The organism is Lysobacter defluvii IMMIB APB-9 = DSM 18482 (genome assembly GCF_000423325.1).
Lineage (GTDB): Bacteria > Pseudomonadota > Gammaproteobacteria > Xanthomonadales > Xanthomonadaceae > Novilysobacter > Novilysobacter defluvii.
Genome location: NZ_AUHT01000004.1, coordinates 133256 through 147609, shown reverse-complemented (window position 1 = coordinate 147609; position 14354 = coordinate 133256). Strand labels below are relative to the sequence as shown.

Below are 14354 nucleotides of genomic sequence, written 5' to 3'. Positions count from 1 at the left end.
CCAGAGCAGGAGGAAACACATGGCCAACCGAACCATCGCCCTCGTCATCGGCAGCCTCCGCAAGGAGTCCTTCAACCGCAAGCTCGCCGAGGCGATGATCCGGCTCGCCCCGGACGGCTGGGACTTCGACGAGGTCCGCATCGGCGACCTGCCCCTGTACGACCAGGACGACGACGGCAACGAGGCGGAGCCGGTGCGGCGCCTCAAGCAACAGGTCCGCGCCAGCGACGGCGTGCTGCTCTTCACCCCGGAGTACAACCGCTCGATCCCGGGGGTCCTGAAGAATGCCCTCGACTGCGGCTCTCGCCCGTATGGCGACAGCGCCTGGCAGGGCAAGCCGGCCGGCATCGTCAGCGTCTCCATCGGCGCCCCCGGCGGGGCCATGGCCCAGCAGCACCTGCGCAACGTGCTCGCCTACCTGGACATGCCGACGCTCAACCAGCCCGAGGCCTACATCCAGCACAAGGATGGCCTGTACGACGCGGACGGCAACATCGGCGAGGCCAGCCGCGACTTCCTGCAGGGCTGGATGGACGCCTACGTCGCCTGGGTCGAGCGACACGCCGGGTGAGCCCCGCCGGAGGTGCACTCCGGGTGCGGTCGCGCCCCGTCCCATGCATCATGCCCTCCGGATTCCGGAGGGCATGGCATGCACGGTGAGTACAAGATCCCCGGCGGCAAACTGGTGGTGGTCGACCTGGATCAGGTGGACGGCCGATTGCGCGACGTGCGGGTGAGCGGGGACTTCTTCCTCGAGCCCGACACGGCGCTTGGCGAGATCAATGCGGCACTCGAGGGCATGCCCGCCGACGGCGGCGAGGCCGACTTCGCACGGGCCATCCGCGACCGCTTGGACCACGGCGTGCACATGTACGGCATCACCCCCGAGGGCGTGGCCGTGGCGGTGCACAGGGCGCTGCAGGAGGACCCGGCATGAGCACGGCGTCCTGGCGCGACCACGACTGGCAGCTCGTGCACACCGGGCCTCAGTCCCCGTCCCTGCACATGGCACTGGACGAGGTGCTGACCGCCGAAGTCTCCGCGGGCCGCCGCCCGCCGACGCTCCGGGTCTGGGAGTGGGCCTCCCCGGCGGTGGTGATCGGCCGCTTCCAGTCCCTGCGCAACGAGGTAGACGCCGACGAGGCCGTCCGACACGGCATCGAGGTGGTCCGCCGGATCAGCGGTGGCGGCGCGATGTTCATCGAGCCGGGCAACACCATCACCTACTCCGTCTACGCGCCGCTGGCCCTTGTGGAGGGCATGTCGTTCCAGGACTCGTACGAACTCATGGACCGCTGGGTCATCGCCGCCCTTCGCGGGCTGGGCGTGGAGGCCAGCTACCAGCCGCTCAACGACATCACCTCCCCCGCCGGCAAGATCGCGGGCGCCGCCCAGGCACGCCGCGGCAACGCGGTACTGCACCACGTCACCATGGCCTACGACATCGACGCGGCCAAGATGCTGCAGGTGCTGCGGATCGGCCGCGAGAAGCTCTCCGACAAGGCGACCCAGAGTGCGAACAAGCGCGTGGACCCGCTGCGCAGCCAGACCGGCCTGCCGCGCGCCACGGTGATCGAACGCATGGTCGACAGCTTCCGCGACATGCATGGCCTGGCCGACGGGCAACTCACCGCGGACGAGCTGGGCCGGGCAACGGAACTGGCGCGCAGCAAGTTCGCCAGCCCGGAGTGGACCGGGATCGTCCCCTAGACGACGTGCGCCAGCACCGCCAGGAAGTGCGAGACGCTCCCGGCGAGCACGAACAGGTGCCACACCGCGTGCGAATAGCGCATCGAGGGACGGTGGTAGAACACCGTCCCCGCGGTATAGAAGATGCCGCCGGCGAGCAGCCAGCCCAGCTCCCAGGTACTGAGCGCACCGACCAGCGGCTTGATGGCCAGCAGCACCAGCCAGCCCATGCCGATGTAGATCGACGTCGAGAGCACCCGGAAGCGCCCGGCGGAGAACAGCTTGAACACCACGCCGGCCAAGGCAAGCCCCCAGATCGCCGCGAACAGGCCCCAGCCCCACGGCCCGCGCAGGCCGACCAGGGTGAAGGGGGTATAGGTGCCCGCGATCAGCAGGTAGATCGCGCAGTGGTCCAGGACCTTCAGCCGCGCCTTCGCGACCGGCGTGGGCGCGGCGTGGTACAGCGTAGAGGCGACATAGAGCGCCAGCAGGCACACGCCGAAGGTGATCGCGCCCGCCAGCTGCCAGGCATCGCCGTGGAGGGCTGCCAGCAGGACCATCACCGCCCCGCCGGCGAGCGCCGCGACCGCGCCGAGGCCATGGGTCAGGACGTTGGCCAGCTCCTCGGCCCTCGAGTACTCCGGGGCGGGGTGTGGGGGTGCGGCCGGGCGGGTCTCCATGGCCACCATGCTAGCGGGTATGGAGCCGCACCGGGGGTAGCCTCGCCCCCCTGGACGTGGTCGCATCCACCCGACGTACAGCGTGCGAGAATCGGCCGCGCCAAGGAAGCCGGACCCACATGTCGACCACACGCACCGCCACCCGCACCCGCGACACCCGCGGCCCTCGCCACCGCATGGCCCACTGGGCCGTGCGGCGCGTCTACGGGCACCGAAACGACATCTCCGACCAGCCCGTTCCCGACCGTGGCATCCACCGCATCCTGGTGGTCAAGATCAGCCATACCCTCGGCAACACGCTGCTGCTGACGCCGCTGCTGCAGGAACTGGAGGCACGCTTTCCCGGGGCCGAGATCGACATCGTGACCCGCAATCCCGTGGCCCCGTCGCTCCTTTCCGGCTACCCCGGCATCGGGCGCATCCACCTGGTCCCGCGGCACGGGCTCCGCCATCCCGCCGCAGTGGCCGGGCTGCTGCGCACGGTCCGCACCACGGGATACGACCTGGCCATCGACGCCGACAAACGCTCCCACAGCGGCCGCCTGCTCACCAACCACTCCCGCGCGCGGCACACCGTCGGTTTCGTCAGCAGCAAGCAACGCGGCCACGTCACCCACCCGATCCCGCTGCCCGACAACCGGCCGCGCGAGTGCCTGCTGCCGGTGTACCTGCTCCGCCAGGCCATGGGGGATCCCAACACCGTCCACTGGCCGGCGCCCGACCTTCGCGTCACCCGCGAGGAACGCCAGGCCGGCCACCGGCAACTGGAGCGCCTGCTTGATCCCTCGCCGGTTGCCGGTGCCGAACCGCCGCCGCTGCGCCGCCCGGTCATCGGCATCTTCGCCAACGCGACCGGCGACAAGCTGCTTGGCGCGGACTGGTGGGCACGCTTCCTGGCCGAGCTGGCGCCGGCCTGCCGCACCCACGACATCATCGAGCTCGTCCCCGCGTTCGGCCGCTCGATGCTGGGCGACCGCTACCCGGCCTACTTCACCACCGACCTGCACAAGCTGGCGGGCGTGCTGTCCGCACTTTCGGCGTACGTCAGCGCGGACTGCGGGGTGATGCACCTGGCCAATGGCGCCTGCCCGCGCACCGTGGGCCTGTTCGACACGACCGACCCGGCCGAATGGGGCGTCTTCGGCCCGAACCACCACAACGTCCGCCTCACCAGCCGCGACCCCGAGGACGTCGCCCGCGAAGTCGCGTCCCTGCTGGCGCGGTAACGTGTTCGCGCGCACGCGGGGATGGCGTCAACGACCGCCGCCGCTGCGCCAGATGGAGAGGATGAGCCAGGCGCCCGCGATCGCCGCGCCGACGAACCCGAGCAGGCCGAATACCGGCAGCCCCAGGAGCGTCGGGCCGCCCCCGACCGTCAGCACGATGGACGAGCCCACGATCAGCGCCGCCAGCACCACGCCGACGGTCAACCGGTTGGCGGAGTGCTCGATCTGCTCGCCGAAGCGCTGCAGGTGGTCGATGTCGACGTGTAGCTTGAGGCTGCCGGCACGCGCCGAACGCAGCAGGCGCTTGAGGTCGCGCGGGAAAGTCGACAGCAGCTGCCCGGCGTCGACGAGCACGCGCAGGCCCTCGTTGGCCAGGCGCACCGGGGAATAACGGTCGGCCATCGCGCTGCGCAGGAAGGGCTCGGCTTCGGTGGCCATGTCGAAGTCCGGGTCCAGCTGCCGGCCCAGGCCCTCCAGGGTGATGAACACCTTGATGAGCAGGGCGAGCTCGGCCGGCAGCACCAGGTGGTTGGCGCGCAGCAGCGCGGTCACGTCCACCAGCATGCCGGCCAGGTCCAGCTGCCCGAGCGGCACGCCGTGGAAGCGGTCGAGCAGGTCGTCGACCTCCAGCAGCAACTGGTCCTCGCCCTCCCCCGGCTTGCGGCTCCAGTCCAGCAGCAGGTCGGCGACGCGGCTGCTGTCCCGGCGCACCATCGCGTCCAGCAGCGCGACCACCTCCAGCCGGCGCTGTTCGCCCAGCCGGCCGACCATGCCGAAGTCGATCAGACCGATGCGGTCGCCCGGGAGCACCATGACGTTCCCGGGGTGCGGGTCCGCGTGGAAGAAGCCCTTGCGGAACATCATCTCCAGCACCATCCGGGCACCCCGCCGGGCGACCAGGCCGCGGTCGACCCCGGCTGCCTCCAGCGCGGCCACCTGCCCGACGCTGGTGCCGTCCAGGAAGTCCTGCACGTTGAGCTCCTCGCAGGTGTATTCCCAGTGCACCCGGGGGACCACCAGGAACTCCGAACCCGCCAGGTCCGCCGCGATCCGCTCGGCGTGGCGGCACTCGGCGGCCAGGTCGAGCTCGCGCGCGAGCGAGGCGCGGAACTGGCGGACCATGGCCAGCGGCTGGAACTGGCGCAGGTCGGGCAAATGGTCCTCCACCGCCTGGGCAGCGCGGCGCAGCAGGCGCATGTCCGCCTCGACCACGCGGCGGATGCCGGGGCGGCGCACCTTCACCACCACCTCGGTGCCATCGTGCAGGCGCGCCCGATGGACCTGGGCGATCGAGGCGGCGGCGAGCGGGACGCGGTCGAAGTGCGCGAACACCTCCTCCGGCTCGTTTCCGAGCGCTGCGACCAGGTGCGCGTGGACCTGCTCCCACGGCACCGCCGGGGCCTGGTTCTGCAGCTTGCCGAACTCGGCGATCCACTCCGGCGGGAACAGGTCGACGCGGGTCGCGAGCACCTGGCCGAGCTTCACGAAGGTCGGCCCCATCTCCTCGAGCGCCCGCCGCACCCGCACCGCGGCGGGAAGCTCCACGCGCGCTTCCAGGTCCTGCGTCGGCAGCACCCTTCCAGCCCGGTGCAGAAGCCTGCCCACGCCCAGGCGACGGACGAAATCGCCGAAGCCGTGGCGGATCAGGATCCCCGCAATCTCCTGCAGGCGGCCCAGGTCGCGCGTCGCACTGAGGCTTTCCACCAGCATGTCGATCTCCCTTGCTGCCGGTACCCTAGCACCAGCAAACGACATGGATGCAGAGCCGATGAGCCAAGCGCGCACTCTCCGGATCGGCCTGGCCCTTGGTGGCGGAGCGGCCCGGGGCTGGGCCCATATCGGGGTGATCCGCGCCCTGGAGGAAGCCGGGATCCGGCCTGCCGTGGTCACCGGCACCTCGATCGGCGCGCTGGTCGGCGGGGTCTACGCCGCGGGACGGCTGGACTGGTTCGAGGAATGGGTGCTGGCGCTCGCGCGGCGCGAGGTGTTTTCGCTGCTGGACTTCCGGCTGGGCAACGGGATGATCCGCGGCGAGAAGCTCATGGCCTTCCTGGCCGAAGAGCTCGGGGACTTCCGGATCGAGGACCTCGACGTCGAGTACGGCGCCACGGCCACCGTGCTGCAGACCGGGGCCGAGGTCTGGCTGCGCTCCGGCCCGCTGCTCGACGCGGTCCGCGCCTCCATCGCCCTGCCGGCGCTGCTGCCGCCGGTCGCCCGCGGCGAGCAGCTGCTGGCCGACGGCGGACTGGTCAACCCGGTCCCGATCTCGGTGGCGCGCGCGATGGAGGCGGACGTGGTGATCTCCGTCGACCTGGCCAGCGACATCCTCGGCCGCACCCTGCAACCGCCGGAGCCCAGGACCGGTGGCGACTTCCTGCAGTGGCTGGGCCACCTGCTCCCGGGTTCCAGCGAAAGCGCCTGGGCGCCCTCCATGCTCAGCGTGGTGACCGCCAGCATCGACATCATGCAGGTACGCATCACCCGCAGCCGCATGGCGGGCGACCCGCCGGACATCGCGATCTCCCCGCGCCTGGGGCACCTGGCGCTGATGGACTTCCACCGCGCCGCCGAGGCGATCCAGGCCGGCCGCGACGCCGTCGCACTCGCGATGCCGGCGCTGCGGGCAAGCGGGCTGGCGACCCTTCCGGGGCACGAACCAGGCGCGGCGCCCGTACAGGTCCAGCCGCCCCTGCCGGAGCCCTGACGGTCACGGCCAGCCGACACGGGCGTGCCTAGATTGGCGTCGAACCGTTAGCGAGGACGCCATGCAGATCCAGATCAACACCGACAACCACATCGACGGCCACGAGGCGCTGCAGTCGCGCGTGGAAGGCATGATCGAGCAGTTCCTGGGCCATCACTACCAGAACCTCACGCGCATCGAGGCCTACCTGTCTGATGCCAACGCTGCCAAGCCTGGCGAGATGGACAAGCAGTGTGCGCTGGAAGCCCGCCCGAGGGGCGCCGATGCCCTGGCGGCGAGCCACCAGGACGAAACCATGGAGGCGGCGATCCGCGGCGCCTGCCAGAAGCTGCGCAAGCAGCTGGACGAACTGGCCGAGCGGCGCCGCGGCTACTGAGTCACTCCCCCGCCACTGGCGCCCCGTCGGGTCCGATGAGGCGCCACTGGCCCCACTGGTCCTGCACCCCGTTGCCGGTGGTGGCACCCGCGCCGGTGTCGCCCGCATACCGGTACAGCGGGTGGCCGTTGTAGCTGACCTGGCGGCCGCCGTCCCCGCGGGGGATGGTGCCGATCATGCCGGCCTGCAATCCCGCGCTGGCGGAGGGCATGGTGTCCTCCACCAGCATCGGCGGCCAGGCCCGCGTGCAGTCGCCGGTGCAGGTGCTGCCGTCGGTGTCGCCTTCCACGTAATACAGTGCCGAGCCGGCGCTCGTGGCCAGGTATTCGCCCCCCGCCTCCGTGGTCGCCACGGCCAGCGAGGAGGAGGCCATCCCTGCCGGGCGGTGCGCGTCGCCCGCGGGCTCGCCGGCGATCCGCGCGACGGTGCTCCCGGGGGCGGCATCGGGACGGCGGCCATCCGCGCTCGCGCCCAGGGGGTCGCCCTCGCTGGCCACGTTGGCTCCGTCGGGGTAGCGGTTGGCCTCGGCGCCGGGCGCCAGGTCGTCCTCGGGATCCGGCCCGCAGGCCGCGAGCGAGGCCGCGGCCAGCGCTGCGCACAACACGGTGATGGTGGTTCGCATCCTGCCTCTCCTCTTGCACGTGGGTCCCCGATCGTCCGGCGCGCCCCGTCAAGGCCATGGCAAGCGCCAGCGCTCCGACTAGACTGGCGCATTCCCCCGCCACCCCCGCCTGCATGAAAGAACACCTGCCGCCTTGGCTCCACGACTGGCTCGGCATCGCCGCCCCCGCCGGACAGGTCCTGCTGATCCTGCTCGCGGCCTGGCTGCTGGCGCGGATCTCGAGCCGCCTGATCCGCGAGACCACCGCGCGCTACGAGCTGCCGCCGCAGCTGGCCGTGGGCTCGCGCCGCCTGCTGCGCTTCGTGATCTACGCGGCCGCGTTCCTGCTGATCCTCGAGCGCCTGGGCGTGTCCGCGACGGTGCTGTGGACGGCCTTCACCGGCTTCGCGGCGGTGGGCGCGGTCGCGTTCTTCGCCGCCTGGAGCGTGCTGTCCAACATCTTCTGCACGATCCTGATCCTGGTCACCCGCCCGTTCCGCCTGCACGACTACGTCGAGCTACTGGAGAACGGCGAAAAGCCCGGCCTGCGCGGGCGCATCGTCGACATCCGGCTGGTCTACACGATCCTGCAGGAGACCGGCGGCGAGCGCGAAGGCACCACGCTGCAGGTGCCCAACAACCTGTTCTTCCAGCGCGTGGTGCGGCGCTGGCACGGCGTGCCGGTCCCGCGGGCGGCGCCGAACCTGGAAGGCCCGGAGCCGCCGAAGCCCACGCTGCTGGAGCTCCCCGAGGCCTAGCGCAGCTGGCTGTCCTTGCTGCCGCGGCGGTTGTAGCCGGTCGCCTCCCGCTCTTCGCGGTCGGCCGCCTCCTGGCAGTGGACGCACAGCCGTACGCCGGGCACGGCATCGCGGCGCGCCTGCGGGATCTCCGCATCGCATTCCTCGCAATGCTCCAGCCCCGGACCCTGCCGGAGCCGGGCGCGCGCGCGCTTGATCGCGTCCGACACGGTGGCGTCGATCTGGTCCTGCACCGCGCCGTCGCCAGCCCAGCCCGTAGCCATGGCCAACCTCCAAGAACCTGCCAAGTACGGGTACAAGGATAGCCCCGGCGCCGTGAACCGGTGCCGCGGGGTGCTAGGCTGCGGCACCGCCGCCGGCCACGGCGGAGCAGTACCGGACGGCCCATGAAGGGGAAAGCGGACAGGTGACGCGCGCATTGCGCTGGATGTGGCTGGGACTGCTGGCACCGGTGCTGCTGGTCGGCAGCGGCCTGCTGCTGGCGGACCACCTCACCCCGCCCGCGACCGGGGCGCCCTCCCACGCCCTGCCCGTGGAGGACGCGGGCACCACGCTGGACCGCGAAGTGGCGCCCCTCGTACGGCGCGAACAGGGCCGGACCGGCGTGCTGCTGCTGTCCGACGGCCTGGACGCCTTTGCCGCCCGGGCGACGTCCGCCAGGAAGGCCGGGCGCAGCCTCGACCTGCAGTACTACATCTGGAACGACGACCTGACCGGCGGGTTGCTGGCGCGCGAGCTGTACGCCGCCGCCGAGCGCGGGGTGCGCGTGCGGCTCCTGCTGGACGACCTCAATACCCGCGGCCTGGACCCCAAGTGGGTGGCGCTGGACGCGCATCCCGGCATCGAGATCCGCCTCTACAACCCCTTCCGCAACCGCGAAGGCGTGTGGCGGCTGGTCGAGATGGTGCAACGGGTCTTCAGCATCAACCACCGCATGCACAACAAGGCCTGGATCGCCGACGGGCGCCTTGCGATCGTGGGCGGGCGCAACATCGGCGAGGAGTACTTCGCGGCGGATCCGGACGTGAACTTCCGCGACCTCGACCTGCTGCTGTTCGGCCCGGCGGTCGAGCAGGCGTCCTCGATCTTCGACCGGTTCTGGAACAGCGACGCGGTCGTGCCGATCGCCGCCCTGCACGCCAGCACCGGGCGGGAGCTTCAACGCGCCGTGGAAGGGCTGGAGCGCGAGGCGCGCAGCGAACGGGCGGTGCCGTACCTGCAGCGCGTGGTCACCTCGCGCGGCGTGATCGGGTACCACGCCCGGTCGCTGGAGCCGTTCTGGACCGCGAGGATCGGGGTCCTCTCCGACCCGCCGCGCAAGACGTCCACCAACCGCGACCAGTGGCTGCTGCCGGCGTTGCTGTCGATGCTCCGCAATGCACGGGAATCGGTACAGCTGACCTCGCCGTACTTCGTCCCCGGCGAGGCCGGTACCGAGGGCCTGCTCGGCCTGGTCGCCCGCGGCGTGGAGGTGGGCATCGCCACCAACTCGCTGGCGGCCAACGATGTACCGGCGGTGCACAGCGGCTACATGAAGTACCGCGAGCCGTTGCTGCGCGGCGGGGTGGACCTGTACGAACTGCGCGCCGAGGCCACCCACGAGGGTGCCGGCCTCATCGGCAGCCGGGGGGCCAGCCTGCACACCAAGGCGCTGGTGGTCGACGACCGCTCTGGCTTCGTGGGGTCCTTCAACTTCGACCCGCGCTCGGCCAACCTCAACACCGAGATGGGCGTGCTGTTCGACGACCCGGCCCTGGCGGCTGCCCTGCGGCGGGAGTACGAGCGGCTGACCGCGCCAGCCCAGAGCTACCGCGTGTACCTGGCGGAGGACGGCGGGTTGCGCTGGCACGACGGGGTGGCCACTCCGCCGCGCGAGCTCGACTCCGAACCCGGCGCCTCGCCCTGGCTGCGGGCGGCGACGCGCGTGCTCGGCTGGCTCCCCCTGGAGTCGCAGCTCTAGCCGGTTTCAGCCGCTGCAGCCGCCGCAGCAGACCGACGGCTGGCGCACCACGTCGAGCGGATCCACCGGGTGTCCCGCCTCCGACAGCACGCGGGCGATCTCGTGTTCGTCGACCGAGGTAGCCAGGCGCAGGACCCCGCCTGCGCCCAGATCGGCGACGGCGGCCGGATCCACCTCCAGAAGGCGGTCGGCGATGGGGGCGACATCAGCGCCCTGAAGGCGGACGTGGAACTCCATGGGCTTCTCCCGTTGTTGGACCGCCATGGTCGTCCAGCCCCGCCCCGCGCGCCCTGACCCGGGTCAAGTCACGCGCGGCCCGCCGGGTCACGCCGCCTTGCCGGCGCCGCCCGCAGACTCATCGACCCCATTTCCGGAGTGCCTGCAGGATGAACCAGGAAATCGAGCCCGGCTACATGGTGTTCGTCGCGGACGGCGAGATGGGCGTCGCGGCCGTACGCGAGGTGCGCGACGACGGGCTGGTGATCAACGTCCAGAACGGCGGTGACTTCCGCATCCCCCGCTCCGCGGTGCGGGACGTGCACGAGAAGAAGGTCGTGCTCGACCTGCAGGAACTGCCGGCGGAGGTGTGCGAGGCGCTCAACCACGCCCATGACGCGGAGTACCGCCGCTACCGCACCGACCCCGAGGCGGGCACCCCGAAGGCTGTCGACTGATGTCCCCTGCCGCGGACACGGCGCCCCGCCCGGAGGGCGGCTTCCCCGAGGCGCCGGAGCGGGACAGCACGCTGGCACTGCTCGGCGAGGGCTACCAGTTCGGGCGCAACCGCTTCCAGTCGCTCGGCACCGACGCGTTCCGCTGCAGGCTCGGCCTGGCGCCCGTCCTGTACACCCACGGCGCCGATGCGGCGCGCATGTTCTACCACCCGGGCCGCTTCACCCGCCGTGGCGCGCTGCCGCCCACGGCCGTGGCGCTGCTGCAGGGCCGGGGGAGCGTGCAGCAACTCGACGGGGGCACCCACGAGCGGCGCAAGGCCCTGTTCCTGGAGCTGCTGGACCCGGCGGCCGCCACCCGCCTCGTGGAACTGTTCAACCGGGAATGGGAGCGCGCGCGCGCTGACTGGCACCGGCGCGGGCGCATCACCCTGCACACCGAAGTGGAACGGGTACTGACGCGGGCGGCCGCCTGCTGGGCCGGGGTGCCGCTGGGCGACGACCGCGGGGCCGACCTGCGCGCCCGGGAGATCGGCGCGATGATCGACGGGGCCGGCGCGTACGGTCCACGCTGGCTGCGCGGCTGGTGGAGGCGAGGAGGCACGGAACACTGGCTGCGCAGCCATGTCCGCCAACTGCGCAGCGGGCCGCCGCTGCCGCAATCCGACGACGCGGGATCGCCTGCGGCGCGCGTGGCGAGCTACCGCGAGGAGGGCCGGCTGCTGCCAGTCCAGGTGGCCGCGACCGAGCTGCTCAACCTCCTCCGCCCGACCGTGGCCGTGGGCCGCTGGGTGACGTTCGCCGCCCTCGCCCTGCACCGCCACCCGCACTACCTGCCCCGCCTGCGGGCCCGCGAACCGGGGATGCTGCAGTCGTTTGCCCAGGAAGTGAGGCGCTTCCATCCGTTCTTCCCGGCAATCGCGGGCCGGGTACGCGAGCCGTTCGACTGGCGGGGCCATCGCTTCGCCCAGGGCGACCGCGTCATGCTGGACCTGTACGCCACCAACCACGACCCGCGGCTGTGGGAGCATCCGGACCGGTTCGACGCGGACCGGTTCCTCGCGCGCACGCCCTCCCCATACGACCTGGTGCCCCAGGGCGCGGGTGAGTACCCGCGCACCCACCGCTGCCCGGGCGAGAACCCGTCGATCGCGCTGCTGATGAGCGCGATCGACCAGCTCGCCACCCGGATGGAGTACCACGTGCCGGAGCAGGACCTGCACTACCGCCTGGACCGCTTTCCTGCGATCCCCGGGAGCCGGTTCGTGATCGAGGACGTCCGGCCCGGCTCCCACTGACGGCCGGCCGGGTCGGCCTTCCGGCAGCGCAGCGCGGAATCACCCGTGGCTGCCGTCCTCGAGGCTGCGCCGCAGGCGCTTCCACACCGCCGACACCAGCTCGCGGTCCGGTTCGACCGTCGCGAGCCTGTCGAGGACCTCGGCTTCCTCCAGCCCCGTGTCGCGCCAGAGCAGCGCGAGCGAGGCGGCGATGCTGCCGAAGCGCAGCGAGCCCACCGGGCCCGCCGTGGAGCCGTCCTCGCCCAGGGCCTCCAGCGTCGGGCCGATCTGGCGCGTCAGTTCCCAGGGCGCGGCGATGCGTCCCGCGGTGGGGACCGACCAGCCGTGCAGCAGGGCGGCGACGACCTCCCCGTCGGGCGAGAGCGAGGGGCGGCGGAGGTACTGCTCGCGCACCGTGCGGACCACCACCGCCGTTCCCAGGCCGAGCATGAGCGCCGTCAGCTGGGCCACGAAGGCCTGGCCGTTGGACCGCCGCCGCGCGTGCTCGGCCGCGGCGGCCGAAGCCAGCCCGGTGTGCTCCCAGACCAGGCTGGCCAGGTGACCGAAGACGCCCTCGCCGGGCGCGCCCATCACCGGCTGCACCAGCGCGGTAGCCACCAGTCTTCGGATGCCATCGGTACCAACCGACGCCACGGCGCGCTCCAGGCTTTCGACCGGACGGGTCTGGACCCGGTACAGCGCACTGTTGGCGATCCGCAGCAGGCTCCCGGCCAGCACCGGGTCCTGGGCAACGATACGGGCGATGCGGGCACCCGAGGAGTCGGGGTCGCTGACCTCGCGCATCAGCAGCGGGAGCAGCCCCGGCCGACGTGGGGTGTGCCGGACATCCTGGCCGACTTCCTGCAACTGCTTGACCGATTGGGAGACGACTGCCGCATGCGCCGGTCCGGACACTCCGGGTGGTTGGCCCTCCACGCCCGTGAACGGAAGCTTGTGGAGCGCGGCGAGCAGGTCCTTCTGCAGCGTCGCGGCGATCGCCGCCCCCGGATCGGGCGGAAAGCCCGACGCCCGCCAGCTGCCCGCCCCGGGGGCGCGTGCGGCCCGGCCGGCGGGGCGGGCGTGCGCCCGCCGCCGCATCCGCCAGGCCACGACGCCGGCGGCAGCGGCCACTGCCGCAGCCGCAATCAAGAGCCAAGCCGTCTCCATGCCCCTCCCCAAGGGTCGTGTATGCCGCTCATTCTATCGGCCGCCCCCGGCGGGCGGACGCTGTCGGCTCGTTAGCGGCCGATTTGCAAAACCCTTGAGCCCTGTCAACCGCCCCAACAGCACCCGTTCAGCCGCGATTCGTATAATGGCTGCGTTGCCCCGAAGCAACACGCCCCGCACCTCCGGTGCAGGCCCGACGGCCCCGCCGTCCCGCGCCCAGCGCGCCCCGCTCCCGAGGGAGTGAATGCCCGGCTACGACGTACGCCTGATCGAGCTGCAAGCGGGCAGCGAACGCTTCCGCCTGCGCGTCCTCAGCGACCTGCAACAATTCTCCGACCCCGACGGCCACGGCGCCCGGCTCGGGATCTCCAGCTCGCAGTGGAGCCTGTTCGGCCAGCTCTGGCCCGCCGGCGAGCTGCTCGCCGAGGTCATGAGCGGGTTCGACATCGAGGGCAAGCGCTTCCTCGAGATCGGCTGTGGCATCGCCGCGCCCAGCCTGGTCCTGCAGCGCCGTGGCGCGGACGTGGTCGCCACCGACATCCACCCGCTGGCGGAACCGTTCCTGGCCTACAACTCCGCGCTCAACGGCCTCCCCGCGGTGGCGTACCGGCAGCTGCACTGGCTGGAGCCGCTGCCTTCGCTGGGCCGTTTCGACGTGGTGATCGCCAGCGACGTCATGTACGAGCGCGACCACGCAAGGCTCCTGGCCGGCGTGGTCGAGCGCCACGCCGACGGCGTGTCCGAGGTGGTGGTGACCGACTCCGGCCGCGGCGGCCGGGGCCTGTTCACTCGCCTGTTGGAGGAACAGGGCTTCGTGCTCGAGCCGTGGACCGCCACCGCCCCCGCGGGCGACACCCGCAGCAAGCTGCGGGTCCTGCACTTCCGCCGCCATTCCCGCCCCGCGCGCCGGCGTCCCGCCGATGCGCGGCCCATCCGTCCCGACTGGAGGACCCATGTCCCAGAGCAGTAACCAGAAGACCACCAAGACCACCACCAGCGCCCCGCACCGCCGCGGCTCCGGCCGCTCCCGCGCGGCCAACGCCACGCACCTGACCAGCCAGGCCATCGCCAGCGACATCGCCGAGTTCAAGAAGCGCGGCGGACGCATCGAGGTCCTCGGCAATACGCCGCTGCGCCCCTACGCCAGCAAGAGCGCCAGCCGCAAGGCCACGGCCAGCAAGGCCGCCAAGACCCCGTCGCGCACGGCCGGCAAGGCCAAGAAGACCGGCACCGCCGGCTGAGCCC

18 protein-coding genes are annotated in these 14354 nt (G+C 71.9%); 12 read left to right on the top strand and 6 right to left on the bottom strand.

Annotation, left to right across the window (positions count from 1 at the left end; all coding sequences use genetic code 11):
- Nucleotides 1–19 precede the first annotated feature (19 nt).
- From G545_RS0100820 to G545_RS0100810, 3 genes are all read left to right on the top strand, one after another.
- Nucleotides 20–571 carry an NADPH-dependent FMN reductase gene (locus G545_RS0100820; RefSeq protein ID WP_027068730.1) on the top strand — a complete coding sequence of 184 codons (552 nt, stop codon included), beginning with the start codon at nucleotides 20–22 and terminating at the stop codon, nucleotides 569–571.
- A 78-nt stretch (nucleotides 572–649) separates the two neighbouring features.
- Nucleotides 650–937 (top strand): hypothetical protein, encoded by a 288-nt coding sequence (locus G545_RS0100815; protein ID WP_027068729.1) that lies wholly within the window; start codon nucleotides 650–652, stop codon nucleotides 935–937.
- A complete protein-coding gene (locus G545_RS0100810; RefSeq protein ID WP_027068728.1) occupies nucleotides 934–1710 on the top strand; it encodes a lipoate--protein ligase family protein in 777 nt (258 codons plus the stop codon). Before G545_RS0100815 ends, G545_RS0100810 begins: the two co-directional genes overlap by 4 nt.
- On the opposite strand, the gene trhA is transcribed toward G545_RS0100810, so the two are convergent.
- Complete coding sequence (gene trhA, locus G545_RS0100805) at nucleotides 1707–2369, bottom strand: PAQR family membrane homeostasis protein TrhA (RefSeq protein WP_036137573.1); 663 nt, start codon at nucleotides 2367–2369, stop codon at nucleotides 1707–1709. The two genes, G545_RS0100810 and trhA, sit on opposite strands and share 4 nt — an antisense overlap.
- Nucleotides 2370–2488: 119 nt before the next feature.
- Between trhA and G545_RS13075 the strand changes: the two genes are divergently transcribed.
- Nucleotides 2489–3595 (top strand): glycosyltransferase family 9 protein, encoded by a 1107-nt coding sequence (locus G545_RS13075; protein ID WP_052106817.1) that lies wholly within the window; start codon nucleotides 2489–2491, stop codon nucleotides 3593–3595.
- Between the two features lie 27 nt (nucleotides 3596–3622).
- On the opposite strand, the gene G545_RS0100795 is transcribed toward G545_RS13075, so the two are convergent.
- Nucleotides 3623–5305, bottom strand: coding sequence for an ABC1 kinase family protein (locus G545_RS0100795; RefSeq protein ID WP_027068726.1), 1683 nt, complete (start codon nucleotides 5303–5305; stop codon nucleotides 3623–3625).
- Nucleotides 5306–5363: 58 nt separating this feature from the next.
- Between G545_RS0100795 and G545_RS13070 the strand changes: the two genes are divergently transcribed.
- Both G545_RS13070 and G545_RS13065 read left to right on the top strand, forming a co-directional pair.
- A complete protein-coding gene (locus G545_RS13070; protein ID WP_081677648.1) occupies nucleotides 5364–6299 on the top strand; it encodes a patatin-like phospholipase family protein in 936 nt (311 codons plus the stop codon).
- Between the two features lie 61 nt (nucleotides 6300–6360).
- Nucleotides 6361–6675: an HPF/RaiA family ribosome-associated protein gene (locus tag G545_RS13065; protein WP_036137570.1), complete on the top strand. Its 315-nt coding sequence runs from the start codon at nucleotides 6361–6363 to the stop codon at nucleotides 6673–6675.
- Between the two features lies 1 nt (nucleotide 6676).
- Here the strand turns inward: G545_RS13065 and G545_RS14855 are convergent, their stop codons facing one another.
- Nucleotides 6677–7297, bottom strand: coding sequence for a COG4315 family predicted lipoprotein (locus G545_RS14855; protein WP_052347239.1), 621 nt, complete (start codon nucleotides 7295–7297; stop codon nucleotides 6677–6679).
- A gap of 113 nt (nucleotides 7298–7410) precedes the next feature.
- On the opposite strand from G545_RS14855, the gene G545_RS13055 reads away from it, so the two are divergent.
- Entirely contained in the window at nucleotides 7411–8034 is a 624-nt protein-coding gene (locus G545_RS13055) for a mechanosensitive ion channel domain-containing protein (RefSeq protein ID WP_052106914.1), read from the top strand.
- Here G545_RS13055 and G545_RS0100770 read toward each other — a convergent pair.
- Entirely contained in the window at nucleotides 8031–8297 is a 267-nt protein-coding gene (locus tag G545_RS0100770) for a DksA/TraR family C4-type zinc finger protein (RefSeq protein WP_027068725.1), read from the bottom strand. The two genes, G545_RS13055 and G545_RS0100770, sit on opposite strands and share 4 nt — an antisense overlap.
- A gap of 164 nt (nucleotides 8298–8461) precedes the next feature.
- Between G545_RS0100770 and G545_RS0100765 the strand changes: the two genes are divergently transcribed.
- Entirely contained in the window at nucleotides 8462–9994 is a 1533-nt protein-coding gene (locus G545_RS0100765; RefSeq protein WP_043711202.1) for a phospholipase D family protein, read from the top strand.
- A 6-nt stretch (nucleotides 9995–10000) separates the two neighbouring features.
- On the opposite strand, the gene G545_RS0100760 is transcribed toward G545_RS0100765, so the two are convergent.
- Nucleotides 10001–10231 carry a hypothetical protein gene (locus G545_RS0100760; RefSeq protein WP_027068723.1) on the bottom strand — a complete coding sequence of 77 codons (231 nt, stop codon included), beginning with the start codon at nucleotides 10229–10231 and terminating at the stop codon, nucleotides 10001–10003.
- Nucleotides 10232–10380: 149 nt separating this feature from the next.
- On the opposite strand from G545_RS0100760, the gene G545_RS0100755 reads away from it, so the two are divergent.
- Complete coding sequence (locus tag G545_RS0100755) at nucleotides 10381–10668, top strand: hypothetical protein (RefSeq protein WP_197050238.1); 288 nt, start codon at nucleotides 10381–10383, stop codon at nucleotides 10666–10668.
- Entirely contained in the window at nucleotides 10668–11963 is a 1296-nt protein-coding gene (locus G545_RS13050) for a cytochrome P450 (protein WP_052106882.1), read from the top strand. Before G545_RS0100755 ends, G545_RS13050 begins: the two co-directional genes overlap by 1 nt.
- A gap of 39 nt (nucleotides 11964–12002) precedes the next feature.
- Here G545_RS13050 and G545_RS13045 read toward each other — a convergent pair whose 3' ends face one another.
- Nucleotides 12003–13073 carry an HDOD domain-containing protein gene (locus G545_RS13045; RefSeq protein WP_161625758.1) on the bottom strand — a complete coding sequence of 357 codons (1071 nt, stop codon included), beginning with the start codon at nucleotides 13071–13073 and terminating at the stop codon, nucleotides 12003–12005.
- 280 nt (nucleotides 13074–13353) lie between these two features.
- Between G545_RS13045 and G545_RS13040 the strand changes: the two genes are divergently transcribed.
- Together G545_RS13040 and G545_RS15755 are read left to right on the top strand one after the other, a co-directional pair.
- Nucleotides 13354–14079, top strand: coding sequence for a class I SAM-dependent methyltransferase (locus G545_RS13040; protein ID WP_081677647.1), 726 nt, complete (start codon nucleotides 13354–13356; stop codon nucleotides 14077–14079).
- Nucleotides 14063–14350, top strand: a complete 288-nt coding sequence (locus G545_RS15755; RefSeq protein ID WP_036138704.1) for a hypothetical protein — start codon at nucleotides 14063–14065, stop codon at nucleotides 14348–14350. Before G545_RS13040 ends, G545_RS15755 begins: the two co-directional genes overlap by 17 nt.
- Nucleotides 14351–14354 lie beyond the last annotated feature (4 nt).